General features: G+C 68.6%; 22 protein-coding genes and 3 tRNA genes. 8 read left to right on the plus strand and 17 right to left on the minus strand.

Going from position 1 to position 21,602, the window contains the following annotated elements; translation table 11 throughout:
* Positions 1-526 precede the first annotated feature (526 nt).
* From P7A99_RS11905 to P7A99_RS11930, 6 genes are all read right to left on the minus strand, one after another.
* The gene (locus P7A99_RS11905) at positions 527-2,284 is read right to left on the minus strand and encodes a class I adenylate-forming enzyme family protein (protein ID WP_277794075.1); all 1,758 of its coding nucleotides are present in this window, start codon (positions 2,282-2,284) and stop codon (positions 527-529) included.
* A gap of 292 nt (positions 2,285-2,576) precedes the next feature.
* Positions 2,577-5,390 carry a valine--tRNA ligase gene (locus P7A99_RS11910; protein WP_277794076.1) on the minus strand — a complete coding sequence of 938 codons (2,814 nt, stop codon included), beginning with the start codon at positions 5,388-5,390 and terminating at the stop codon, positions 2,577-2,579.
* Between the two features lie 149 nt (positions 5,391-5,539).
* Positions 5,540-6,082 carry a PopZ family protein gene (locus P7A99_RS11915; protein WP_277794077.1) on the minus strand — a complete coding sequence of 181 codons (543 nt, stop codon included), beginning with the start codon at positions 6,080-6,082 and terminating at the stop codon, positions 5,540-5,542.
* A 136-nt stretch (positions 6,083-6,218) separates the two neighbouring features.
* Positions 6,219-7,688, minus strand: a complete 1,470-nt coding sequence (locus tag P7A99_RS11920) for a TolC family outer membrane protein (protein WP_277794078.1) — start codon at positions 7,686-7,688, stop codon at positions 6,219-6,221.
* Positions 7,689-7,928: 240 nt separating this feature from the next.
* Positions 7,929-8,501, minus strand: a complete 573-nt coding sequence (locus P7A99_RS11925) for a protein-L-isoaspartate O-methyltransferase family protein (protein ID WP_277794079.1) — start codon at positions 8,499-8,501, stop codon at positions 7,929-7,931.
* Positions 8,502-8,599: 98 nt separating this feature from the next.
* Positions 8,600-8,929, minus strand: a complete 330-nt coding sequence (locus tag P7A99_RS11930) for a hypothetical protein (RefSeq protein ID WP_277794080.1) — start codon at positions 8,927-8,929, stop codon at positions 8,600-8,602.
* Between the two features lie 175 nt (positions 8,930-9,104).
* Here P7A99_RS11930 and P7A99_RS11935 point away from each other — a divergent pair, with 175 nt between their 5' ends.
* Entirely contained in the window at positions 9,105-9,536 is a 432-nt protein-coding gene (locus P7A99_RS11935) for a hypothetical protein (protein WP_277794081.1), read from the plus strand.
* A gap of 83 nt (positions 9,537-9,619) precedes the next feature.
* Here P7A99_RS11935 and P7A99_RS11940 read toward each other — a convergent pair.
* Both P7A99_RS11940 and P7A99_RS11945 read right to left on the minus strand, forming a co-directional pair.
* Positions 9,620-9,694: transfer RNA gene (locus P7A99_RS11940), tRNA-Asn, on the minus strand.
* A 144-nt stretch (positions 9,695-9,838) separates the two neighbouring features.
* Positions 9,839-9,913, minus strand: a tRNA-Asn gene (locus tag P7A99_RS11945).
* A 294-nt stretch (positions 9,914-10,207) separates the two neighbouring features.
* On the opposite strand from P7A99_RS11945, the gene P7A99_RS11950 reads away from it, so the two are divergent.
* A complete protein-coding gene (locus P7A99_RS11950; protein WP_277794082.1) occupies positions 10,208-10,618 on the plus strand; it encodes a hypothetical protein in 411 nt (136 codons plus the stop codon).
* Between the two features lie 3 nt (positions 10,619-10,621).
* Here the strand turns inward: P7A99_RS11950 and P7A99_RS11955 are convergent, their stop codons facing one another.
* Complete coding sequence (locus P7A99_RS11955; RefSeq protein ID WP_277794083.1) at positions 10,622-11,410, minus strand: hypothetical protein; 789 nt, start codon at positions 11,408-11,410, stop codon at positions 10,622-10,624.
* 212 nt (positions 11,411-11,622) lie between these two features.
* Here P7A99_RS11955 and P7A99_RS11960 point away from each other — a divergent pair, with 212 nt between their 5' ends.
* Positions 11,623-12,108 (plus strand): hypothetical protein, encoded by a 486-nt coding sequence (locus P7A99_RS11960; RefSeq protein ID WP_277794084.1) that lies wholly within the window; start codon positions 11,623-11,625, stop codon positions 12,106-12,108.
* A gap of 5 nt (positions 12,109-12,113) precedes the next feature.
* Here the strand turns inward: P7A99_RS11960 and P7A99_RS11965 are convergent, their stop codons facing one another.
* From P7A99_RS11965 to P7A99_RS11985, 5 genes are read right to left on the minus strand one after another with little or no spacing between them, the layout of a single operon-like run.
* On the minus strand, positions 12,114-12,929 hold the full coding sequence (locus tag P7A99_RS11965) for an MBL fold metallo-hydrolase (RefSeq protein WP_277794085.1): 816 nt from the start codon (positions 12,927-12,929) through the stop codon (positions 12,114-12,116).
* Positions 12,926-13,705: a TatD family hydrolase gene (locus P7A99_RS11970; protein WP_277794086.1), complete on the minus strand. Its 780-nt coding sequence runs from the start codon at positions 13,703-13,705 to the stop codon at positions 12,926-12,928. The genes P7A99_RS11965 and P7A99_RS11970 overlap by 4 nt, the downstream gene beginning before the upstream one ends.
* A 4-nt stretch (positions 13,706-13,709) precedes the next feature.
* Positions 13,710-14,717, minus strand: a complete 1,008-nt coding sequence (locus tag P7A99_RS11975; protein ID WP_277794087.1) for a DNA polymerase III subunit delta' — start codon at positions 14,715-14,717, stop codon at positions 13,710-13,712.
* Positions 14,714-15,343, minus strand: a complete 630-nt coding sequence (tmk, locus tag P7A99_RS11980; RefSeq protein ID WP_277794088.1) for a dTMP kinase — start codon at positions 15,341-15,343, stop codon at positions 14,714-14,716. The genes P7A99_RS11975 and tmk overlap by 4 nt, the downstream gene beginning before the upstream one ends.
* Before the next feature lie 42 nt (positions 15,344-15,385).
* A complete protein-coding gene (locus P7A99_RS11985; protein WP_277794089.1) occupies positions 15,386-16,291 on the minus strand; it encodes a septal ring lytic transglycosylase RlpA family protein in 906 nt (301 codons plus the stop codon).
* A gap of 134 nt (positions 16,292-16,425) precedes the next feature.
* Here P7A99_RS11985 and P7A99_RS11990 point away from each other — a divergent pair.
* A tRNA-Ser gene (locus P7A99_RS11990) sits at positions 16,426-16,515 on the plus strand.
* 35 nt (positions 16,516-16,550) lie between these two features.
* Positions 16,551-17,507, plus strand: a complete 957-nt coding sequence (locus P7A99_RS11995; protein ID WP_277794090.1) for a DUF4424 domain-containing protein — start codon at positions 16,551-16,553, stop codon at positions 17,505-17,507.
* A gap of 20 nt (positions 17,508-17,527) precedes the next feature.
* Here P7A99_RS11995 and P7A99_RS12000 read toward each other — a convergent pair whose 3' ends face one another.
* Both P7A99_RS12000 and P7A99_RS12005 read right to left on the minus strand, forming a co-directional pair.
* Positions 17,528-17,854, minus strand: coding sequence for a hypothetical protein (locus P7A99_RS12000; RefSeq protein ID WP_277794091.1), 327 nt, complete (start codon positions 17,852-17,854; stop codon positions 17,528-17,530).
* A gap of 85 nt (positions 17,855-17,939) precedes the next feature.
* Complete coding sequence (locus P7A99_RS12005) at positions 17,940-18,491, minus strand: cysteine hydrolase family protein (protein ID WP_277794092.1); 552 nt, start codon at positions 18,489-18,491, stop codon at positions 17,940-17,942.
* Positions 18,492-18,632: 141 nt separating this feature from the next.
* Here P7A99_RS12005 and P7A99_RS12010 point away from each other — a divergent pair, with 141 nt between their 5' ends.
* Genes P7A99_RS12010 through P7A99_RS12020 form a run of 3 tightly spaced genes read left to right on the plus strand, consistent with a single transcriptional unit; the run spans position 18,633 to position 20,508 of the window.
* Entirely contained in the window at positions 18,633-19,550 is a 918-nt protein-coding gene (locus P7A99_RS12010) for a class I SAM-dependent methyltransferase (protein ID WP_277794093.1), read from the plus strand.
* Complete coding sequence (locus tag P7A99_RS12015) at positions 19,547-20,281, plus strand: pseudouridine synthase (protein ID WP_277794094.1); 735 nt, start codon at positions 19,547-19,549, stop codon at positions 20,279-20,281. The genes P7A99_RS12010 and P7A99_RS12015 overlap by 4 nt, the downstream gene beginning before the upstream one ends.
* Positions 20,278-20,508 (plus strand): sulfurtransferase TusA family protein, encoded by a 231-nt coding sequence (locus P7A99_RS12020; RefSeq protein WP_277794095.1) that lies wholly within the window; start codon positions 20,278-20,280, stop codon positions 20,506-20,508. The genes P7A99_RS12015 and P7A99_RS12020 overlap by 4 nt, the downstream gene beginning before the upstream one ends.
* Here P7A99_RS12020 and P7A99_RS12025 read toward each other — a convergent pair.
* Positions 20,480-21,430, minus strand: coding sequence for a YihY/virulence factor BrkB family protein (locus tag P7A99_RS12025; protein ID WP_277794096.1), 951 nt, complete (start codon positions 21,428-21,430; stop codon positions 20,480-20,482). The genes P7A99_RS12020 and P7A99_RS12025 overlap by 29 nt on opposite strands.
* Positions 21,431-21,602: the final 172 nt, after the last annotated feature.

The raw sequence follows: 21,602 nt of genomic DNA on the forward strand, positions 1-21,602 counted from the left end.
GCGGTCCTCGCCACGCTTGGGCCGGTACCAAGAGCCCTCCCCATGGCGGGGACGGCTTTGATTATGCGGCGGGTTTCAGCGCGTCTGATAAGTTTGGGTGAGAAAGTTGTAGAGCATTGGATTGGTTGGGTTCTTTGACGAACTCACCGTGGATGGAGCTGCGTCTATCCCCGTCCGGGCCTACTCCTCCCTCGCGAAGCGGGGGAGGTGGCGCGCTGCGGATACGCAGCGTGACGGAGGGGGCGACGGCCGGCACGGCGCCCAGTCTCGGGGGCCGCCCCCCCCGCGGGCCGGCCCCCCCCCCCCCCCCCCGGGGGGGGGGGGGGGGGGGCGCGCGGGGCACGCGCGGGGGGGGGGGGGCGCCCACGGCCGGCACGGCGCCCAGTCTCGCCCCCTCCACCGCTTCGCGGTCCCCCTCCCCCGTTTTACGGGGGAGGAGCAGAGCGACCTGAAACTGAGAACGCCCCCCTCCGGCCCTCTGGGCCACCTCCCCCAGAGGGGGAGGATCTGGATCTTGCCCCCCCCCTCACCCGGTGACGAAGACCTTCTTCAGCTCGGTCTTGAGGATCTTGCCGTTGGCGTTCCTGGGCAGGGTTTCGGGCCAGAAGATCACTTTCACCGGCACCTTGAAGGCGGCCAGGCGGTCGGCGACGAAGGCGCGCAGTTCGTCTTCGGTGGCGCTCGCGCCGGGCTTGAGGGTGACGACGGCGGCGGGCTCTTCGCCCAGGGTCTTGTGCTCGACGCCCACGAGGGCGGCGTCCATCACCGCCGGGTGGTCGTAAAGGACGTTCTCGACCTCGATGCAGTAGATGTTCTCGCCGCCGCGGATCAGCATGTCCTTGGCCCGGTCGATGATGTAGCAGAAGCCCTCTTCGTCGAGGCGCGCTAGGTCGCCCGTGCGCACCCAGCCGTCGATGAAGGTCTGGGCCGTGGCCTCGGGCTTGTTCCAGTAGCCCTTCACCACCTGCGGCCCCTTGCACCACAGCTCGCCTACCGAGCCGATCGGCAGCTCCTCGTAGGGGGCCTCCAGGGTCATGATCTTCAGGTCGGTGACCGGCACGGCCGGGCCGCAGCTTTCGGGGCGGTTCTCGTAGTCTTCGGCCGAATTGGAGGTGGCGGTGGCCGAGGTCTCGGTCATGCCCCAGCCGTTGCCGGGCGAGGACTTGGGCCAGATTTCCTTGATCTTGCGCACCAGTTCCGGGGCCGAGGGCGCGCCGCCATAGGCCACGGCCTCGAGCGACGACAGGTCGTACTTGTCGCGGCTGGGGTGCTCGATGATCTGCCAGGCGATGGTGGGCACGCCGCCCATCTGGGTCAGCTTCTCGTCCTGGATCAGCTGCATGGCCTTTTCAGGATCCCACTTGCGGATCATGGCCATCTTGGCCCCGCCGAACAGCGAGGGGTTCATCACCGCAAAGCAGCCGGTGGCGTGGAAGAACGGCACCGAGATCAGGGCGCCCTTCTGCGGCAGGCTGGGATCGGGCTGGGGCGGCGCCTCGCCACGGCGCAGGAAACTCCGGGCCGAAGCGGCGGCTGCAGCGAAGATGTTGCTGTTCACCGCGCGGTGGGTGGCCAGGGCGCCCTTGGGTTTGCCCGTGGTGCCCGAGGTGTAGAAGATCGTCGCATCGTCTTCCGGGCCCAGCTCGACGGTGGAGAGCGGACGCTCGTCCAGCTTGATCCAGTCATTGGGGCAGCCGATCACGCTTTCCAGGCGCGTGACGTAGGGATGGGCGATGTCTTCCTTGCTGCGCGAGACGTAGACGCGCTTGAGCTGCGGGCAGTTGTCGAAATGCTCGGCCAGGCGCTCGAAACGCTCGACGTCCATCACCGCCACCGAGGCGCCGGAGTCGGTCAGACCGTACTCAAGCTCCGGCCCGGTCCACCAGGCGTTCAGCGGGGTGAGGATCGCGCCGATGGAGAGGCCCGCATAGAAGGCCACCGGCCATTCGGGCAGGTTGCGCATGATCAGGGCGACGCGGTCGCCCTTCTTGACGCCCTTGGCCTCCAGCTCGGCGGCGAAGGCGGTGACGGCGCGATAGAAGGCCTCGAAGCTGACCCGCTCGTCCTCGTGGACCAGATAGATCTTGTCGCCGTGGGTGCGGCCGACCTGCAGGGTGTGGCGCAGCGTGGGCGGGAGGTTCTTCCAGGTCCGCGTCGGCACGCCGCGGATCTCGACCTCCTCCATCTCACCGACCGATCCTGGCGCGGTGATCAGGGCGTAGGCCTGCTTCACCGACATGGCCGGCCACGGAACGGGGTTAGGCGCGTGAGCGGCCTGGGTCATTCGTTACTCTCCCGGTGTCGATCGCGCTCGTTCAGGCGGCGCGTTTCCGTCGAGTAAGCACGCCCGGACGGCCGATGTAAACGGTCGTTTGGACGATAGGGGAACAATGTTTAGTTGGGGCGGCGGTCAGGGCCGAGTCCAACAAAAGATCGCTTCCCTCGCCCCTGTGGCGAGGGCCCATGCCAACAGCCTGCTCAGACCTTAGTCTCGTTGCCGAGGTCTGAGCAGGGTGAACCATGGATCCTGGGCACAAGGCCCAGGAAGGCAGAAAATGGGTGGAGAGGCCGAAGCCTCAGCCCATCGCCGCCAGGCGGCCGAGCGCCGCTTCCAGCTTGGCCTTGGCCGCTTCGGCCTCGGCCAGGCGTTCGCGGTTTTCCTCGACGACCTCCGGCTTGGCGCGGGCCAGGAAGTCGGGGTTGCCGAGCTTCTTGCCGGTCTTTTCGATCTCGCCGACGTGGCCGGCGATCTCCTTGGTCAGGCGAGCCTTTTCGGCGGCGACATCGATGAACTCGGCGACGCCAAGGGCGCCGGTCGCTTCACCCATCACCACCGGGGCCGTGCCGGCAGGCGCGGTCTCGGCGATAGAGACCTCGCCCAGGCGGGCGAGGCTGACCAAGAGGTCGCGCTGACGCTCAAGGCGACCCAGGGTGCCCTCGCCCGCCCCGACCACGGCCAGGGCCGGCTTGGCCGACGGCGGCACGTTCATCTCGGCGCGCAGCGAGCGGATCTCGCCGACGGTGTCGACCAGCCAGCCGATCTCGGCGGCGGCCTCGGCGTCGATCCAGCTTTCCGGCATTTCCGGCCACGACGTGGAGATCAGCATGGCGTCGCGAGCCGGACCGCCCTCCTCGGCCGTCTTGTCCCACAGCTCCTCGGTGATGAACGGCATCACCGGGTGCAGCAGGATCAGGATCTGGTCGAGCACCCAGGCGGTCATGGCGCGGGTCTCGGCCTTGGCGGCCTCGTCCTCGCCGTTCAGAACCGGCTTGGCCAGTTCCAGGTACCAGTCGCAGAACACGTTCCAGATGAAGCGGTAAAGCGCGCTGGCGCCTTCGTCGAAGGCCGGGGCCTCGAAGGCTTTGGTGACTTCGCCGAGCGTCTTGACGACCTCGCCGCGGATCCACTTGTTGAGCGGCTGGGTCACCGACGCCGGGTCGAAACCCTCGACGCGGACGCAGCCGTTCATCTGGGCGAAGCGCGTGGCGTTCCACAGCTTGGTGCCGAAGTTGCGATAGCCTTCAATGCGTTGCTTCGACAGCTTGATGTCGCGCGCCTGGCCCGACATCGCCGTGAGGGTGAAGCGCACGGCGTCGCAGCCCAGCTCGTCGATCAGGGCCAGCGGGTCGATGACGTTGCCCTTGGACTTGCTCATCTTGGCGCCCTTCTCGTCACGGACGAGGGCGTTGATGAACACCTGCTTGAACGGAACCTCGTCCATGAAGTGGATGCCCATCATCATCATCCGGGCGACCCAGAAGAAGATGATGTCGAAGCCCGTGACCAGGGTGCTGGTCGGATAGAAGCGGGCGACGTCGGGGGTCTTTTCCGGCCAGCCGAGGGTCGAGAACGGCCACAGGGCCGAGCTGAACCAGGTGTCGAGGACGTCTTCGTCCTGGTTCAGATAAACAACCTTCGGCGCATCAAAGGGTCCGTCAAATCCAACCCGACTGTCAGCCTCCGCGCGTACGCCATAGAACCTTGCGCCTTCTGCCAAGGCCTCTTCTTCCGTCTCAGCAACAAAAATTCTGTAGGGACCGGCCTCTAGAAGGCGCCCCTCATCGTCTGCTGGGGGACCGAACCAGGCCGGGATGCGGTGGCCCCACCAGAGCTGGCGCGAGACGCACCAGGGCTCGATGTTGCGCAGCCATTCGAAATAGGTCTTCTCCCAGTGCTTGGGCTCGAAGACGGTGTCGCCGTTCTCGACGGCCTTCAGCGCCGGCTGGGCCAGGGTGTAGGCGTCGACGTACCACTGGTCGGTCAGGTAGGGCTCGATGACCACGCCCGAACGGTCGCCATGCGGGACCATGTGCTTGGTCTTCTCGATCTCCTTCAGCCAGCCCTCTTCCTCGGCGCGGGCGACGATGGCCTTGCGCGCGGCGAAGCGGTCCATGCCGACATATTCGGCGGGGACGGCGTCGTTCAGCTTGGCTTCCGGCGTCAGGATGTTGATCGACGGCAGGCCGGCGCGCTTGCCGACCTGGAAGTCGTTGAAGTCGTGGGCCGGGGTGATCTTCACCGCGCCCGAGCCCTTGGTCGGGTCGGCATAGTCGTCGGCGACGATCGGGATGCGACGGCCGACGATCGGCAGGACGACGTCCTTGCCGACCAGGTCCTTGTAGCGCTCGTCGGTCGGATGGACGGCCACGCCGGTATCGCCCAGCATCGTTTCGGGACGGGTGGTGGCCACGACGATGTAGTCGCGCGTCTCAAATTGGGTCGGCTTGCCCTCGTCGTCGAACTCGACGGGGTGCTGGTAGGTGACGCCGTCGGCCAGCGGATAGGCGAAGTGCCAGTAGGCGCCGTCGACCTCCTTCTGCTCGACCTCGAGGTCGGAGATGGCGGTCTGGAACTGCGGGTCCCAGTTGACCAGGCGCTTGTCGCGATAAAGCAGGCCCTGCTTGTGCAGCTGGACGAAGACCTTGCGGACGGCGGCCGACAAGCCATCGTCCAGCGTGAAGCGCTCGCGCGACCAGTCGCACGATGCCCCGAGCCGGCGCAGCTGGTTGGTGATGGCGCCGCCGCTTTCGGCCTTCCATTCCCAGACCTTCTCGACGAAGGCCTCGCGGCCCATGTCGCGGCGGCCGATGTTGCCGGCGGCGGCCAGCTGGCGCTCGACCACCATCTGGGTGGCGATGCCCGCGTGGTCGGTGCCCGGCAGCCACAGGGCGGCCTTGCCGCGCATGCGGTGGAAGCGGGTCAGCACGTCCTGCAGCGTGTTGTTCAGGGCGTGGCCGATATGCAGGCTGCCCGTCACGTTCGGCGGCGGGATCACGATGACGAACGGCTCGGCGTTCGGATCCTCGGACGGCTTGAAGGCCCCGGAGGCCTCCCAGGCTTCGTACAGGCGCGGTTCGACGGCTTTGGGATCGAAGGTCTTTTCAAGCATGGCGGAGGGGATATGCCATCTGCGGCCGCCCGGCGAAACCGGGCGACGGGATTATCGGGGATTTTGAACGGGAAAAGGCGGCCGCGAGCGCGACCGCCTTCTCAAAGTCCGGGCGTCGTACTCCGCTCAGCAGCGGAGCGACGCCGATGTCATACGCCGCGGCCGCGCGAGATCCGGTGGACTTCTTCCTCGACCTTGTTCTCGACGATGCGCGGCAGGTTGGTGTCCAGCCACTCTTTCAGCAGCGGGCGCAGCAGTTCGCGCACGACGTCTTCCAGCGTGCGGCCGTTGGCCGGCATCAGAAGGGCCGAGCTGAGGCTGCCGAAGGCGCTGGCGGCGAGGCCGGCGGCGTGGTCGCCGACCAGGGTCTCGGCCACTTCGTCACGGTTGAACACCGGCGGCGGGGTGTAGGCGGGCTCCGGCGCAGGCGCAGGCGGCTCGTAGGCCGGCTCCGGCTCGGGCTCCGGGGCGTAGAGGTCCAGATCGCCGAGCGTCTCGACCGGGGCCGGCGGCTCGATCGGATCGGTCAGCTCGAGGACGTCGTCCTCGATCACCGGCTCGGGCTCGGGAACCGGCTCGGGCGCGGGCGGCGGCGCCGCTTCGGCGGCCGGAGCGTCGTCTTCGGAGATGATCCGCCTGATCGAGGCGAGGATCTCCTCCATCGTCGGTTCTTGGGAGCTCTGGTCGGACATGTGGGCTGGGCCGTCTTGAAGGGGCTACGAATCCTTGAGCGTCTCGCAAGACGCGTGCCGCCGATGGTGCAGACTTGCACGGCTTAAGCAAGCCAAGGATTCGCGCCGCGTTGATTCGTCCTGAAGTTGGACGGGATTACTTGCCGCCGGACGAGGTCTCGATCGCCGGCGAGGCGACCTTGTCGAGGGTCCGCACCAGCGGCTCCCACGGCACCGAACCCGAATTGGACACGCGGTCGTACGAGGTCTTCGGGTCGTAGCGCTCGACACTCGGGGCCAGCTTGGTCACGTCCAGCGCGCCCATGGCCTGCAGCACGCCGGCGCTGGCGACGTATTCGTCGCGACGGGCGGTGACGAGGGCCAGCTCGGCGGCGCGAAGCTCCTGCTGGGCGTTCAGCACGTCCAGCGTGGTGCGCAGGCCGACCTGCTGCTCCTGGCGCACGCCCTCGAAGGCGATCTTGGTCGCCCTCACCTGCTCTTCGTTGGAGACGAGGTTGGCGCGCGCGGCCAGCAGGGTGCTCCAGGCGGCCGAGACCTGCTGGACGACGGTGCGCTTGGCGCCTTCGACGGCGATGCGGGCGGCGTTCTCGCGCTCCTTGGCGGCGCGCACGTTCGAGGCGTTGAGACCGCCGGTGAACAGGGGCACGCGGGCGGTCACCGAGCCGCTGATGGCGCGATCGTACTCGCCGAACTGCTTGTACTCGCCGTTCACCTCGTTGGCCGAATAGCCGAGGCTGGCTCCGGCCGAGACGGTGGGCAGATAGGCCGACTTGGCCTGGGCGACGCGGGCCGAAGCGGCCTGTTCGCTGTAGCGGGCGGCCAGGACGCTGGGATTGTTGGCTTCGGCGGCGTCGAAAGCCTGCTCGACCGAGGCCGGCAGCAGCTCGGCCAGCGACGGCTCGGGCGCCAGATCGGTCGGGTTCTGGCCGACGACCTGGGCGTAGTTGGCGCGGGCGACGGCCAGCGTGGCCTGGGCCGACGACAGGCTGGCCTTGGCGGCGGCCAGGCGGGCCTGGGACTGGGCGACGTCGGTGCGGGTGATCTCGCCGACCTCGAAGCGGGCGTTCGACTCGTCGAGCTGACGGGTCAGGACGCTGACGTTCTCCTGGGCGATCCGCAGGCTTTCCTGGCCACGGCGGACATCGACATAGGCGGTGATGACATTGGCCAGCACGCCCTGCTCGACGCCGCGCAGGTCTTCGCGACCGGCCAGCACGTCGGCTTCGGCGGCCGACAGACGGGCGCTGGCCTGGCCGCCCGTGTAGAGCGGCTGGCTCAGCGAAAGCGTGGCGCTGCTGGAAGCGGACTTGGTGGTGTCGGCACCCGTGACCACCTGGCCGCCGACCAGGGTCGTACGGGGGTGGGCCAGATCGGTGCGCGATCCCGAGATCGATCCGTCCAGGCCCACGGTCGGCCGGAAGCCGGTCTTGGCCTGGACCACGCCCTCGTCGGCGGCGCGCTGCACGGCGCGCTGCTGCTGGATGGTGGGATTGGTCTGATAGGCCAGGGCGACCGCATCGGTCAGCGTCTCGGCGCTAGCCGCCGAGGCCAGAAAACCCATGCAGCAAGCAGCGGCCAGCAAACCGGCCCGACGGCTCTTCGACATCCCTCATTCCCCAACACACGCGAAGTCCGCGCTTTACACCCAAGCGCTGTAAGGCCCACCGTGGACCATCGCTAGTTAAGCTTTTTTCACGCGGACTTGCGCGCTTGTCACCGAGAACGCCAGACTAGGCCCAGCCAAGCTTGGATGAAATACCCAACCCTGGGCAGCAGTCCCTGGTTTCAAGGACTTAAGCGAGGCGCTCGAGCGGGTTCAGCACCCGAACGCCCCATTATCGAAAGATCAGAACGCGAAGCCGGCCTCGACCGGGAAGCCGGCCAGGAGCGACGGCGTCGAATCGAAGGCGGCGCGACGGGCCACGCCGTCCTCGGCGCGGGCGTAGATCACCGCACGACCGACCGGACCTTCGCGCTCGACGACGCCAAGACGACCGTTCAGGGCCAGGGCGCCGGTCCACGAGGCCGGAGCCTGCGGCACGGCGCCTTCGCAGACGATGACGTCATATTCGCCGCCCGGGACGGCGGTCAGGTCGTCGCCATCAAGACGGGTGACTTCCAGGCCCATGGTCTGGAGCACGACGGCGGCGTACGGCGCGGCGATGGCCAGGGCCTTCTCGCCGGCGCGCGGCTTGAGGTTCTGGAGCAGCTTGCCGATGTCGCGCGGGCGCATCAGGTTGCGGCCCGGGGCGTATTCGACCTCGGCGTCGGCATAGGCCAGATAGGCCTTGCCCGCGGGAACGAGGTTTTCGCGCGGAACCACCCGCAGGGCGTCCTGCAACGGCAGGTCGGTCACGTCGGCGGTGCGGATCTGGCTTTCCACCATGTTCAGGCGGGCAGCCGCGAAATCGGAGCTCATGGACTTCCTCGGACAGCAGTTCGAGAGGCTTATAGGTCCGGGCCTCGCCGGAAGGCAATCAGGCCCGTGCATCCAATCGCGCCGAGGATTTGCCCGACTCAGGCCGTCTCGCCGAGCAGACGGCGCAGTTGGTTCACCGCCGGCTTCATCAATGGGCAGACCGTCGCGGCCGTGGCCAGCGGCGGCCCGAGCACGGCGGCGCGCGAGGCGTCATCCTCGCAAAGCTGCACGGCGATGCGCGCGATCAGCGGCAGATCGGGGTCCAGCAAGGCCGTCCGCTGGTCCATAAGGCGGGTCAGGTAACGAGGATCCGCATCGTCCGGATAGGATTCGATGGCCTGCTCGACGCTTGCCAGAAGCTCTCCGATCCGCCCGGCCACGCCGACCGCGGCCGCCGCCTCGCGCAATTTGGCTTCGATTTCACTCATGCCCCAACGCGCCCCCCGCGTCCGCTTTCCCCTGAATCGGCGGCCCGTATGGCGCAAATCGCGGCGCGGCGCCTCCCTGAAAAGCACACTGTCCCCAAAATGGGGACATGGTGAATTTTCTCACAGAGACGACTCGGCCCCAGCCTGCACCGAGCGGCTTTTATCGGGAGCAGGCATGACTACGGATGTTCGGCGCGCGGTCATCCGCCTATCGGCGGGCTACTTCCTGCGCTCGCTGGATGTCGCCAAGAGCCTGCACGAGGACGATCCTGTGCGCGCCATCGTCTTCACGACCATCTGGGTGGCCAACGTCGCCCACATCCGCCCCAATGCGGGGTTCGACGCCAAGGGCGCACTGGCCAAGGACGCCCAGCGACGGCCGGTCACCGTGGTGCAGGTCGCCGACTCGCTGGCCATGCCGGCCGAGACGGTGCGCCGCCACGTCGGGGCCCTGATCGCCGACGGCCTGTGCGTGCGCCACGGCCGCAAGGGCGTGACCATTCCGGCCGCAGTGTTCACCCGCCCCGGCATGTTGGAGGCCCTGGATCGTCAGCACCAGTACACCGAGACCTACTATCGCGAATTGCAGAAGCTGATGGCGATGTGAAACACCCCCGCGACAACAGCGGAGTGTATTTTCAGATCTCGGTGATCAAACCGGCGACGAAACCTTCGGCGAACGAAGGAGAGTGGCTCCGCGGGTAGGATTCGAACCTACGACCAGCCGGTTAACAGCCGGCTGCTCTACCACTGAGCTACCGCGGAACAGGTCGCTCTCAGTTGAGGAGGCGGTTGATAGCGGCCGCCGCGACTCGACGCAAGACGCATGAATGTCGCATCGCGAACAAAAGCTTATGTTCTTGTGGAGGAATTTCTCAGCCAGGCGACTTCGACGGATCGAAGAAAGAGTGGCTCCGCGGGTAGGATTCGAACCTACGACCAGCCGGTTAACAGCCGGCTGCTCTACCACTGAGCTACCGCGGAACAGGTCGCTCTCGAGTGAGGCGCGGTTGATAGCCGCCTCACTGACTCGGCGCAAGCGCCTTCTGACAAAAAAACAGCCCGGCCAGAAAGCCGGGCTGTGAAAAGTTGAGTGATGGTGGGGCGCCTTCAAAAGAAGACGTCCACAGGCTCGCCGCTCATGGTTAACCAGGTCTTAATTTCCACAGCCCTTGCCAAAAGGTCGCAGGCGCCCCCGCCGCTCGGACGGGTCGCGGCAATGTGTAACGGCGATACGCCGCTCCCTTCCCGCAACGCGACTCGCTCGCTAAAGCGTTCATGATGAACCAACCCGACGACCAGTGGTCGGTCACGCTGCAACGCGGCGTGGCCAGCCTAGACTTCCAGGTGACCCGCGACCCCACGATCGGAACGCCGGTGATGACCGGAGCCCCGGGCGACCTGCGCGGCGCGCGGGCCCTGGTGCAGGCCGCCGCCCTGGCGGCCGCCGAAGCCGACCGCTGGGTGGCCGCGGGCGCCGGCGACATTCCCATCCCCCGCGACCTCGTGCTCACCCGCCGCGACCTGGCCAACGCCAAGGCGGCCGAGCCGCCCGGCAGCGTCACCTCACCCTTCACGGCCGGTTATGCGGCTGTCTATCGCCTGGAACTGTCGCGCCTGCTGTGGGCCGCGATTTCCGACGCCCCGGCCCGCCGCCTGGAAGAGCTGGCCCGCCGCGTCGCTTCCTGACGCCTAGAAACGCCGCCACACCGCCAGAACCCCACCGCGCTCGCGCAGGGCGTTGCGCCCCGACGCGGTGCCCATGGCGCCGGCCTGCACCGACCAGCCGGCCGGCAGGTCGTAGACGGCGGTGAGCTGCAGGTTGCGATAGCGATAACGCTCGTACACCCCCTGGCCCGCTCCCACAGACGCGACGTCGAAAACCTGGCCGATCAGCATCAGCCGGCCGGTCGGACGCCCGCCCAGCGTGACCTCCAGGCGTCGCTCGTCGGGGGCGTCGCCATCGCGGCTTCGCCAGCCCGCCTGGAGGTCGAGAAAGACCTCCCGTCCCGCCAGCCTGGCGCTCTTGCCCAGCAGGAGGCGGGTGTCGAGCTCGGCATCGGGAGAACCGCGCTGGGCCGCGCCGGGATCGCCATCGCCGCCCGGAAGGCGCACGGCGCTCTCGGTCGAAAGCACCCAGGTGTCGCCCGAGGAGATTCTGTAGCGCGCGGCCAGCTCCAAGTGGCCGGGCTCGGTATCGCGGGCGTTACGCGTGCGCAGCCGGCGCACAGAGCCTTGCGCCCTCAGCGTCAGCCGGTCGAAAAGGCCGTACTCGGCGAACCCTTGTAGTTCGGTCTTGCGATAGTCGACGATGTCGACCGCCTCGCCGCCCAGGTCGAAGCCGTGCGAGCTGTCCTGGCGATGGACGCTGACGATGACCTCCTTGCCGCCCTTGGGCTGGGTCCAGGCGGCCGTATGGGCCGGCCCCGCCGCCAGGATGAGCAGAGCCGTCCAGCCAAGCCGCATTGATCGCCGCGCCATGCCGCCCCCAACAATCGCAACGCGGCGATAGAAGCATAAACTATCGCATAGGCTGTATATGATTTTATGCGATTGACTCGCAACAACGAGCGACCTAGACCTTGTTGCGATCAATTCTCAAATCCGATGTCGGGTTTCCTCCCCTCACCCACATCGACTGCGTCCGGCGGGGCTCCCCTCCGCCGGACGCCTTTTCCCGCCTGGAGCCTTTCATGAGCTGCGCCTGCGGATTGGATCTCGATTACGAAGACACCGGTCCTGAAGGGCTGGCGCGCGGCGAACGCCTGCTGCTGTGGGGCGTGCGCACCTGGGCGGCGCTGCGCCTGCAGGGCCAGCCGGCCGACACCACCATCAGGGCCGCCTTCACCCGCGCCGCCTCTCCCCGGACGGCCTCGCTGTTCCTGCAAACGATGATGCTGGTCGAGGGCGAGTTGGTGCGGCCGCTACAGATCCAGTGCCCCCACTGCGCCGGCTACGCCATCGACGAGCAACGGCTGGTCACCGCCTGCGGCCTGGCCGCCGCGGCCCCGGGCCTGGCCTCGCGACTGCTGTCGTGTCTGGTGGCGCGCCCGGACGTCGCCGCCGTGCTGGCCCGCGCGCTGAACCACGCCCTGGCCCTGGACGGCGCGCCGCTGCCCGTGCGCATGGGCGAGCCGGCCGAGGATGCGCGGCCGATGCAGACGGCAACGCTGCACTAGCAGCGCTAGATCGCGACCTCGAAGCGCATGCCGTCATAGGCCGGCTCGACCCCCGGCGGCAGCGCAGCGGCCAGGGCGTTGTAGTCGAGATCGATGTGCAGGTTGGTGAGGATCGCCCGCCGGGGCCTGGCGCGCTCGATCCATTCGAGCGCCCGCTCGACATTGGCGTGGGTGGGATGCGGCGTCCAGCGCAGGGCGTCGACGATCAGGACGTCCAGGCCCTCCAGCACCGGCCAGCTTTCCTCGGGAATCTGCAAGACGTCGGGCGCATAGGCCACGCCGCCGAAGCGGAAGCCGGCGGCGCGGATCTCGCCGTGGTCGACATCGAAGCTGACCACAGGGATCTCGCCGCTGGGGCCCTGAAGACTCCAGGCCTGGCCGTGTGGCGGCAGGTGGCGCGCCTCGCAGATGGCCGGATAGCCGCCCTTGGTCTCGAACACGTAGCCGAACCGCGCCAGGAGGCCGTCATAGGTGGCCGGATCCATGTAGGTCGGGATCTTGAAGCGGTGATTGAGGAAGAACGGCCGCACGTCGTCGATGCCGTGGGCCTGGTCGGCGTGGTCGTGGGTGAACAGCACCGCGTCAATGCGCCCCGCCCCGGCCCGCGCCGTTTGCAAGCGCAGATCCGGCGAGGTGTCGACCAGCACGGTGGTGTCGCCACGCGGATCCCCGCCTGACAGCCGGCGCACCAGCATCGAGCAGCGCGAGCGGTGATTCTTCGGCTCGGCCGGATCGCAGTCGCCCCAATTGCCGTCGGCGCGCGGCACCCCGCCCGAGGAGCCGCTGCCGAGGATCGTGAACTCGAGCCGGCCGCCGGTCATGGACGCGGTATCGCGTCGAACAGGGCGAAGAAGGCGTCTTCCGAGCGCTTCTCGGCGTCGGCGCGGGTCCAGCCGCGGATCTCGGCCAGCTTGTCGACGATGTGCGGCAGGTGGGCCGGCTCGCAGCGGCGGCCGCGCATCGGCACGGGGGCCAGGTACGGGCAGTCGGTCTCGACGATGATGCGGTCGGCCGGCATGTCGCGGATCACCGCGCGCACGTCCTCGGCCTGCTTGAAGGTGGCGATGCCCGAGACCGAGAACCAGGCGCCCAGAGCGGCGGCCCGGCGGGCCAGCTCCGCGCCGCTGGTGTAGCAGTGCATCAGGATCTTGAAGGCGCCCTTGGCGTGCTCTTCCTCGAGGATCTGGCCCATGACGTCGTCGGCCTCGCGGGTATGGACCACCAGCGGCAGGCCGGTCTCGCGGGCGGCGGCGACGTGCTGCTTGAACACGGCGGCCTGCACGTCGCGCGGCGACAGGTCGTAGTGGAAGTCGAGACCCGTCTCGCCGATGCCGACGACCTTGGCCTTGCCGGCCAGCTCGACCAGATGGGCGGTCGTCAGGTCGACGTGGTCCTTGGCCTCGTGCGGGTGGGCGCCGACGGTGCACCAGATGTCACTCTCGGCCATCGCGATGGCGTGGACGGCCGGGAAATTGGGGATCTTGTCGCAGATGGTCAGCATCATTTCGATGCCGGCCTCGCGGGCGCGGGCGATGACCGCGTCGCGGTCCTCGGCGAACTGGGGCGCGTGCAGGTTTACGTGGCTGTCGATGAGCATGCGGTCAGATGGAGGCCTTCGCCGCGGCGCGCAAGTCCGCAATCGCCGTCCAGAACACGTCGGCGCGGTCGAGGTTCACGGCCTCGGCCTCGATGGGCCAGCGCACGATGCGCTCCCAGGCGGCCGCCCAGCGGTCGAGACCCGACGGCGTGCGTTCGCCCGCCATGCCCACGGCCATGGCGTGGATCTGGTCGGCCAGGCGCTCGAACAGCAGCTCGAAGCGGGCCTGGCCCTCGGCGCCCTTGAAGGTGTCGGCCAGGGCCAGCAGAGCGGCCTCGTCGATCTCGGGCAGCTTGCGCAGGATCTCGCCGGCGGTGTCGTCGGCCTCCAGCGCCTTGGCGGCGGCCAGTTGCAGGGCCTTGCCGGGCGCGCCATGGGCCATGCGGCCCAGGCGCTCGGCCTGCCGGCGATCCAGGCCCAGGCGGTGCTCGACCATGTCGGCGGCGCGCTCGACGCCGGGCGCGGGCACAGCCAGGCGCCGGCAGCGCGAACGGATCGTGGGCAGCAGCTTGCCGGGCGAATGGCTGATCAGCAGGATCACCCCGCGCGGCGGCGGCTCCTCCAGCGTCTTCAGCACCGCGTTGGCGGCGTTGACGTTGAGGTCGTCGGCCGCGTCGATGATCGCCACCCGGTAGGGCGAGGTCGCCGGCGAATTGGCGAAGAAGCCGGGCAGCAGGCGGGCCTCGTCGACGGGGATCGACTTGCGGGCCTTGCCGTCATCGGTGGCCCGCTCCAGCACCATCAGATCGGGATGCGAGCGGGCGGCGACCTGGCGGCTGACGAAGTCGGACGGCGCCGAGCCCAGGACGCCGAACGCCTGGTCCTCGCGCGCGCCCAGCAGGCGACGGGCCATACGGTAGGCCAGCGTGGCCTTGCCGACGCCTTCGGGACCGGTCAGCAGCCAGGCGTGGTGCAGGCGGCCACGGCCCAGGGCGTCGAGGAACGACAGCTCGGCCTTCTCCTGGCCGTCCAGCGAGAAGACATCGCGCGGATGCGGAGGCGCGTCGCTCATGCCAGGTCCAGCCGTTCGCCGACAGCGGCCCAGACGGCCTGCGAGACCTCGTCGATCGAGGCGGTGGCGTCGATGACCGCGCAGCGCTCGGGCTCGCGGCGGGCGATCTCCAGGAAGCCGGCGCGCAGGCGCTCGTGGAAATCCAGCCCCTTGGATTCGAAGCGGGCGGCGCCGCCCCGCGCATTGGCGCGCTCCAGGCCCACGGTGGCGGGCAGGTCGAAGACCAGGGTCAGGGCCGGGATCGTGGCGCCCAGCACATGCTCTTCCAGGCTGGCGATCAGCGAGGCGGGCGCGTCGCCGCCGGCGCCCTGATAGGCCCGGGTCGAATCGGCGAAGCGGTCGCAGACGACCACCGCCCCGCGCGCCAGGGCCGGACGGATCACCCGCTCCACGTGGTCGCGGCGGGCGGCGTACATCAGGAGGGTCTCGGTGACCGGCGACCAACGATCGGCCGCGCCGTGCACCAGAAGCTCGCGGATCGCCTCGCCGCCGGGGCTGCCGCCCGGCTCGCGGGTGACGACGACCTCGCGGCCGAGCGCGTCCAGGCGCTGCGCCAGGAGGCGCACCTGGGTGGATTTGCCGGCGCCCTCGCCGCCTTCGAAGCTGATGAACGTTCCGCTGGCCATCGGCCTCAAATCGGCCGGAACGCGAGCCTTGTCCAGACCCGCTTAGGGCCGCAGCACCGTGGCGTCGCCAAAGCCCAGCGAAGCGACGCGGTCGCGAACGCCCCAGGCCAGGCCCTCGTCGTCGCCGGCGCTGACCAGCACGCGGTAGAGCGTGCCGCCGGCCCGCTCCATGGGCTCGACGGTTACGCGGCCCGCGCCCGACAGCCGCTCAGCCGCGCGCTCGGCGTTGTCGCGGTTGGCGAAGCTGCCGGCCTGCACGCGATAGGCGCCCGACGGCGGAGCCGAAACATTGACGATCTCGGGCTCGCGCGGCGGCGGGGCCACGGGCGGACGGTAGGGCGCGGCAGGCGGCGGCGTGACCGGCGCCGAGGCGTAGCGCCGGGGCTGGTCGGCGGCTTTCTTGGGCGCGGGGCCGATATAGCGCACGCGCACCTTGGCTAGGCCCTTGCCGCGATAGCCGAGCTCGTCGGCCGCGGCCTTGGACAGATCGATCAGGCGATCGCCGACGAACGGCCCGCGGTCGTTGACCCGCAGCCGCATCTTGCGGCCGTTCTCCAGATTGGTGACCTCGACGATGCTGGGCAGCGGCAGCGTCTTGTGGGCCGCAGACGGCAGGTCCATGTCGAAGACTTCGCCATTGGCGGTGCGGCGATTGTGGAACTGCTCGCCGTACCAAGAGCCGGTCCCGACCACGTCGTAATCCGGATCGGCCTTCGGATAGTACCAGATACCCTTGATCTGATAGGGCTTCTCGGTGCCGCGCAGGCCCTGGCCATAACCGGGCGGCGGCGGCCCATGATATTCGCGATCGGGCGTGGACTTGGGCACGCTCTTGGCGATCGGCAGGCGCGGGCTGGGCGTGGCGCAGGCGGCCAGGCCCGCGGCGCCCAGCGCCAAGAGGCCCAGGACCTTCAGCGCCCGGATTTCAGATCTGTGCTCGCGCCGCATACGTCGCCAAAACTCCGGATGGTCGCCCCCATCATGGTTTCAGCTTCGTTCAGATGTTTTTAGGCTTGGTTAAGGATGCCTGCGACAGATCGTTCTGGAGCCGAAGCACAAGCGCTGATATAGCCGCCCGCTCCGGACAGGTGGCCGAGTGGTTTAAGGCAGCGGTCTTGAAAACCGCCGTAGGTGGAAGCCTACCGTGGGTTCGAATCCCACCCTGTCCGCCACTTCTTCGTCGTCGTCGCCGTGCTATCCCGGCGACATGACCTTTCGCTCGCTCCTCAGCTCAGCCGCTCTCGCCGCCGCCCTCGCCTGCGCCGCGCCGGTCATGGCCAACGACACCTCGGCCGAACTGGCGGCCGGCGGGCTGGTGCTGACGAAAACCACCGCCGTCGCCATGCGGTCGGAGGACCTCTACATCTCGCCGACGGCCGTGCGGGTCCGCTACGTGTTCGAGAACACCAGCGGCAAGGACGTGACGCTGCGCGTGGCCTTCCCGATGCCCGACATCGGCGGCGACGGCTTCTTCATGGGCGACGTGTCGATCCCGGTGGACGATCCGGCCAACATTCTAGGTTTCTCGACCAAGGTTGACGGCAAGCCCGTTAAGGCCCAGGTCGAGCAGAAGGCCTTTGGCGGCGGCGTCGACCGCACCGCCTGGCTGGTCGCCAACAGGATCCCGCTGGCCGTGCACCAGGACGCCGCGACCAAGGCCATGGCGGCCCTGCCGCCGGCCAAGCTGAAAGAAGCCCAGGCGCTTGGCCTCTATGACGAGGACCAGGGCCCGATCTGGGTGATGAAGACCACCTATCACTGGAGCCAGACCTTCCCGGCCGGCAAGCCGATCGTGGTCGAGCACGCCTATACGCCCTCGGTGGGCGCGACGGTGGCGACCTCGGTGGGCAGCGCCTATGGCGCGGAGACCGAGGCCAAGTACTGCGTGGATCCCGGCATGGTCGCGGCGGTAAAGCGCGCCGGCGGCGAGGACGGCGCCTATATCGAGAAGTGGATCGACTACGTGCTGGTCACCGGCGGCAACTGGAGCGAGCCGATCGGCGACTTCAGGCTGGTGGTCGACAAGGGCGCGGCGCGCAACCTCGTCAGCTTCTGCTTCGATGGCGTCAAGAAGATCAGCCCGACCCAGTTCGAGGTGCGGCGCAGGAACTGGCGGCCGGAGAAGGACCTGCAGATCCTGCTGCTGGAGCGGCGGGAGCCTTAGGCTTCGAACTGCGCATCCGCTCAGCGAGACTTGGGCGGATCGCCTTCAAATTTGTCGCCGTACCAGCGCGGCGACAGGCGCAACCGCGCGCCATTCGAGGTCGTCCAGCTATCCAGACATCTAGTCGCCGCCTCGGTTGGGGCGTCATCAAGGAAGAGCCTTGCTTGCTCTGAAGCGGACGCGTCGCTTTCCAGCTCGATCCTGAGCGCCTTGTAGCCACAGGCGCGGGCCTGCCGAATGACCTCGAGCACGCCATCGACGGGCCCGGCGGCGATCGGGCTTTGGGGAGCCGTCGCGCAGGCCAGCGACGGCGCGACGGAGATCAGGCCCAGGGCCAAGAGGTGCAACGCAAATCTGGTCGACATCCCGTAAGGCTGATCTGTTCGATCGAAGCGGGCAAGACCCGTAGCCGCGTCCCTGCTTCGGAACGCCCTACCCCAGCCGCGCCAGGATCTCGTCCGTCCGCGTCACCACCGCGTATTCGCCGTCCAGGTTCGACAGGCTCATCAGGTGCCATTCGACCGCGTCGCGGACGACACCTTCGAGGTCGGCCTTGTCGAAGGTGAAGCAGGCGTCGGCCGGTACGGCGACATCGAAGCCCAGGCAGGCGGCCGAGCGCACGGTGGCCTCGACCGAGTTGTTGGTGGCCACCCCGACCACGACCAGATGAAGCACGTCGCGCAGACGCAGCCAGCGCTCCAGTCCGCTGCCGGCGAAGGCGTCGGGGACGTTCTTCTCCATCCGATGCTCGGACGGCAGGGGCTCGAACCGCGGCTGGAACTCGCAGTTGGACGAGCCCGGCCAGAACGAGCCCTCGGGCGAGCGGCTCATATGGCGCACATGGACGACCGGCAGGCCGCGAACGCGCCAGGCGTGCAGCAGGTGGGCGGCATTGTCCTCGGCCTGCGGGTTGTTGCGCGGCCCGGTGTTCTCCGGAAGCATGCCGCGCTGCAGGTCGATGAGTATGAGGGCCGTGGCGTTCATGGCCAAAGCTTGCTTCGACGCCCTGCCCCAAGCAATGCCCACGAGCGGCCGAAACGTGAAAGTCTGGCGTCAGAGGCCGGCCCAAGGTAACCAACGCCCCTTTCCCGCCCTTCGCGTTCCACGGCCCAAGATCCTCTGCTCATGACCGACACCGTCTCCGCCGCCGTCTATGGCTTTCCTCAGCGCGAGGTGATCGAGACGCCGCGCGGCGCCGTGCAGACCGCGCCGACCGTGCCGGGGGCTCAGCCGCTGGAAGCCCTGGCCGACGCCTCGCTGGACGCCTTCGTGATCCTGGCCCCGGCCGGCGCGGTGGAGCGGCGCTATGTGCTGGCCCAGGCCCTGCGCGCGCTGAAGCCCGGCGGCCGCCTGACCGTGGCCGCGCCCAAGGATCGCGGCGGCCTGCGCCTGAAGAAGGAACTGTCGGCTTTCGGCTGCACCATCGGCGAGGACGCCCGTCGCCACCATCGCATCTGCGTGACCCTGCGCCCGGAGGCGCCCACGGGCCTCTCCGAAGCCCTGGCCGAGGGCGCGCCGCGCCGCATCGACGGCGAGGGCCTTTGGACCCAGCCGGGCGTGTTCAGCTGGGATCGCCTCGACACCGGCACCGCCCTTCTGATGCAGGCCCTGCCCGCCTTCGCCGGCGCCGGCGCGGACCTGGGCTGCGGCATCGGCGTGCTGGCCCACCAGGTGCTGGCCTCGCCCAAGGTGACCAAGCTTGCTCTGGTCGACATCGACCGCCGGGCCCTGGACGCGGCGCAGCGCAATGTCGACGACGCGCGGGTCAGCTTCTCGCACGCCGACATCCGCCTGGGCCTGCCGGAACTGTCGAACCTCGACTTCGTGGTCTCCAACCCGCCGTTCCACGAGGGCGGCGGCGAGGACAAGGCGCTGGGCCAGGCTTTCATCCGCGGCGCGGCGGCCCTGCTGAAGAAGGGCGGCGTGCTGTGGCTGGTGGCCAACCGCCACCTGCCCTACGAGGCCGTGCTGGCCGATCACTTCGCCCGCGTGAAGCCGGTGGTCGACCAGGAAGGCTTCAAGGTGCTCGAGGCCGTGAAATGACCAAGGCGCTGATGGCGCGGCTGGACCGGCTGCTGGCCAATCTGGGCTATGGCGCGCGGCGCGAGGTCCAGGCCCTGGTGGCGGCCGGCAAGGTGACCTTCGACGGCGCGCCGCTGAAGGACGCCGGCAAGCGCATCGCCGTGACCGCCGACCTGCCCCAGCACCTGTTCGTGCGCGGCGTGCCGATCGATCCGCCCGCGCCGCTGGTGCTGCTGATGAACAAGCCCCTGGGCGTGGTGTGCTCGCACCGGGAGGACGGGGCCAAGATCTACGACCTGCTGCCGCGCCGCTGGCAGATCCGGGATCCTGCGCTGTCGAGCGTGGGGCGGCTGGACAAGGACACCTCGGGCCTCTTGCTGATCACCGACGACGGCGACTTCCTGCACCGGGTGATCTCGCCCAAGCGCCACGTGGCCAAGACCTATCTGGCGAGCCTCGACCGGCCGCTGTCGGGCAAGGAGGGCGAGGCCTTCGCCAGCGGGACGCTGATGCTGGAGGGCGAGGAAAAGTCGCTGCTGCCGGCGCAGCTGGAGGTGGTGGACGACAAGACCGCCCGACTGACCATCACCGAGGGCCGCTATCATCAGGTGCGCCGGATGTTCGCGGCCATGGGCAACCACGTCACGGCGCTGCATCGCGAGCGGATCGGCGGCATCACGCTGCCGGACGACCTGGAGCCCGGCAAGCACCGGATCCTCACGGCAGAAGAAGCCGAGCAGGTGTTTTCGTGAGCGACATCGAGGTCGACGCGCGCGGCCACCGCTGCCCGGTGCCGACGCTTCGGCTGCGGCGGGCGCTGGAACATGCGCCGGCTGGGGCGACGGTGCGGCTGCTGGCCGACGACCCGCTGGCGCGCATCGACGTGCCGCACTTCGCCCGCCAGTTGGGCGCGACGCTGGAAGGCGTCGAGGACCTGCCTGGCGGCGTGATCAGCTTTCGGGTGACGAAGGCGCCTTGAGGGCGATGGCCTTGGGGCCGTCGACCAGGGCCTGGGGCCGCTCGTCGAGCGCGATCTCGACCTCGGTGGCCAGGGCGCCGCCGAAGAACACCGCGTTCACGCTCCACGACAGCCAGATCAGGAAGATGATCACGGCCGAGATCGAGCCATAGGTCGCGCCCAGGTGCGCCACCTTCTCGACGTAGAAGGCGCTGGCCCACGACATGAAGACGCAGAACAGGCCCGCAGCGAACCCGCCCGTCAGCGAGGCGCGCCAGCCCACGGGCTGGCGGGACATGGCGTAGCGATAGATCAGGGTCATGCCGATGACGAGGCCCATGGTCGCCCAGGTCCACTCGCTCTGGATCCAGGACACGCCCTCCAGCGGCCGCAGGTTCAGGGTGCTGGCCAGCAGGCGGAAGGTCAGGAAGATGCCCGACATAAGGAACAGCAGGCCGAAGGCCGCGATCAGCACGAACAGCGCCATCAGGTTGAAGCCGAAGAAGCCGCGCTGATCCTCCTCGTCGTGGATGAACGACAGGCCGGCCAGCAGGGCCTTGAAGCCGCGATGGGCGGCATAGACGCCGATGACCAGGATCACGAGGCTCTGCAGCGAGACGGTGTAGACCGGCGCATGGGCCAGTCGCTGCATCTCGCTCTGGAAGATCGGCCGCGCGCCGGTGGGCATCATGAAGGCCAGGGCGTCGGCCTGGCGGGCGGCGGTGTTAGGGTCCAGCAGCAGGCTGTAGAGCCCGATCAGTATGGCCAGGCCCGGAAACACCGCCAGCAGGGCGAAGAACGAGACGCCGCCCACATAGAGCATGACGTCGCGCCCCCACAGCCGGGACAGGGCCAGGCCGAGAACGCGAAGGATTTCCTGAACCCAGTGGATCGGGTCGAGATCGAGGTCTCGCCAGCGAATGGGGGCCTTGGGGGGCTGCATTCGGCGGAAACTGCCCCCGGCCGTCCGGTGAAGCAACCCTTGGACGGCGACGCTGTCGATAAAGTCGCGCTATTCCAGATGGTCAAAGACGCGCCGCCTCAGGGAAAGCGACGCGTCTCCGCAGGTCTTGCCTGAACCGGCCGCCACATCGAGGGACGGGTTGGCGCAGCGG

It is taken from the genome of Caulobacter endophyticus, from assembly GCF_029543245.1.
In the GTDB taxonomy this organism is placed as follows: Bacteria; Pseudomonadota; Alphaproteobacteria; order Caulobacterales; family Caulobacteraceae; genus Caulobacter; species Caulobacter endophyticus_A.

Coding starts and splice junctions, on each gene's coding strand:
- P7A99_RS11905 (WP_277794075.1), bottom strand. CDS start 2,284: ATGACCCAGGCCGCTCACGCGCCTAACCCCGTTCCGTGGCCGGCCATG.
- P7A99_RS11910 (WP_277794076.1), bottom strand. CDS start 5,390: ATGCTTGAAAAGACCTTCGATCCCAAAGCCGTCGAACCGCGCCTGTAC.
- P7A99_RS11915 (WP_277794077.1), bottom strand. CDS start 6,082: ATGTCCGACCAGAGCTCCCAAGAACCGACGATGGAGGAGATCCTCGCC.
- P7A99_RS11920 (WP_277794078.1), bottom strand. CDS start 7,688: ATGTCGAAGAGCCGTCGGGCCGGTTTGCTGGCCGCTGCTTGCTGCATG.
- P7A99_RS11925 (WP_277794079.1), bottom strand. CDS start 8,501: ATGAGCTCCGATTTCGCGGCTGCCCGCCTGAACATGGTGGAAAGCCAG.
- P7A99_RS11930 (WP_277794080.1), bottom strand. CDS start 8,929: ATGAGTGAAATCGAAGCCAAATTGCGCGAGGCGGCGGCCGCGGTCGGC.
- P7A99_RS11935 (WP_277794081.1), top strand. CDS start 9,105: ATGACTACGGATGTTCGGCGCGCGGTCATCCGCCTATCGGCGGGCTAC.
- P7A99_RS11950 (WP_277794082.1), top strand. CDS start 10,208: ATGATGAACCAACCCGACGACCAGTGGTCGGTCACGCTGCAACGCGGC.
- P7A99_RS11955 (WP_277794083.1), bottom strand. CDS start 11,410: ATGGCGCGGCGATCAATGCGGCTTGGCTGGACGGCTCTGCTCATCCTG.
- P7A99_RS11960 (WP_277794084.1), top strand. CDS start 11,623: ATGAGCTGCGCCTGCGGATTGGATCTCGATTACGAAGACACCGGTCCT.
- P7A99_RS11965 (WP_277794085.1), bottom strand. CDS start 12,929: ATGACCGGCGGCCGGCTCGAGTTCACGATCCTCGGCAGCGGCTCCTCG.
- P7A99_RS11970 (WP_277794086.1), bottom strand. CDS start 13,705: ATGCTCATCGACAGCCACGTAAACCTGCACGCGCCCCAGTTCGCCGAG.
- P7A99_RS11975 (WP_277794087.1), bottom strand. CDS start 14,717: ATGAGCGACGCGCCTCCGCATCCGCGCGATGTCTTCTCGCTGGACGGC.
- tmk (WP_277794088.1), bottom strand. CDS start 15,343: ATGGCCAGCGGAACGTTCATCAGCTTCGAAGGCGGCGAGGGCGCCGGC.
- P7A99_RS11985 (WP_277794089.1), bottom strand. CDS start 16,291: ATGCGGCGCGAGCACAGATCTGAAATCCGGGCGCTGAAGGTCCTGGGC.
- P7A99_RS11995 (WP_277794090.1), top strand. CDS start 16,551: ATGACCTTTCGCTCGCTCCTCAGCTCAGCCGCTCTCGCCGCCGCCCTC.
- P7A99_RS12005 (WP_277794092.1), bottom strand. CDS start 18,491: ATGAACGCCACGGCCCTCATACTCATCGACCTGCAGCGCGGCATGCTT.
- P7A99_RS12010 (WP_277794093.1), top strand. CDS start 18,633: ATGACCGACACCGTCTCCGCCGCCGTCTATGGCTTTCCTCAGCGCGAG.
- P7A99_RS12015 (WP_277794094.1), top strand. CDS start 19,547: ATGACCAAGGCGCTGATGGCGCGGCTGGACCGGCTGCTGGCCAATCTG.
- P7A99_RS12025 (WP_277794096.1), bottom strand. CDS start 21,430: ATGCAGCCCCCCAAGGCCCCCATTCGCTGGCGAGACCTCGATCTCGAC.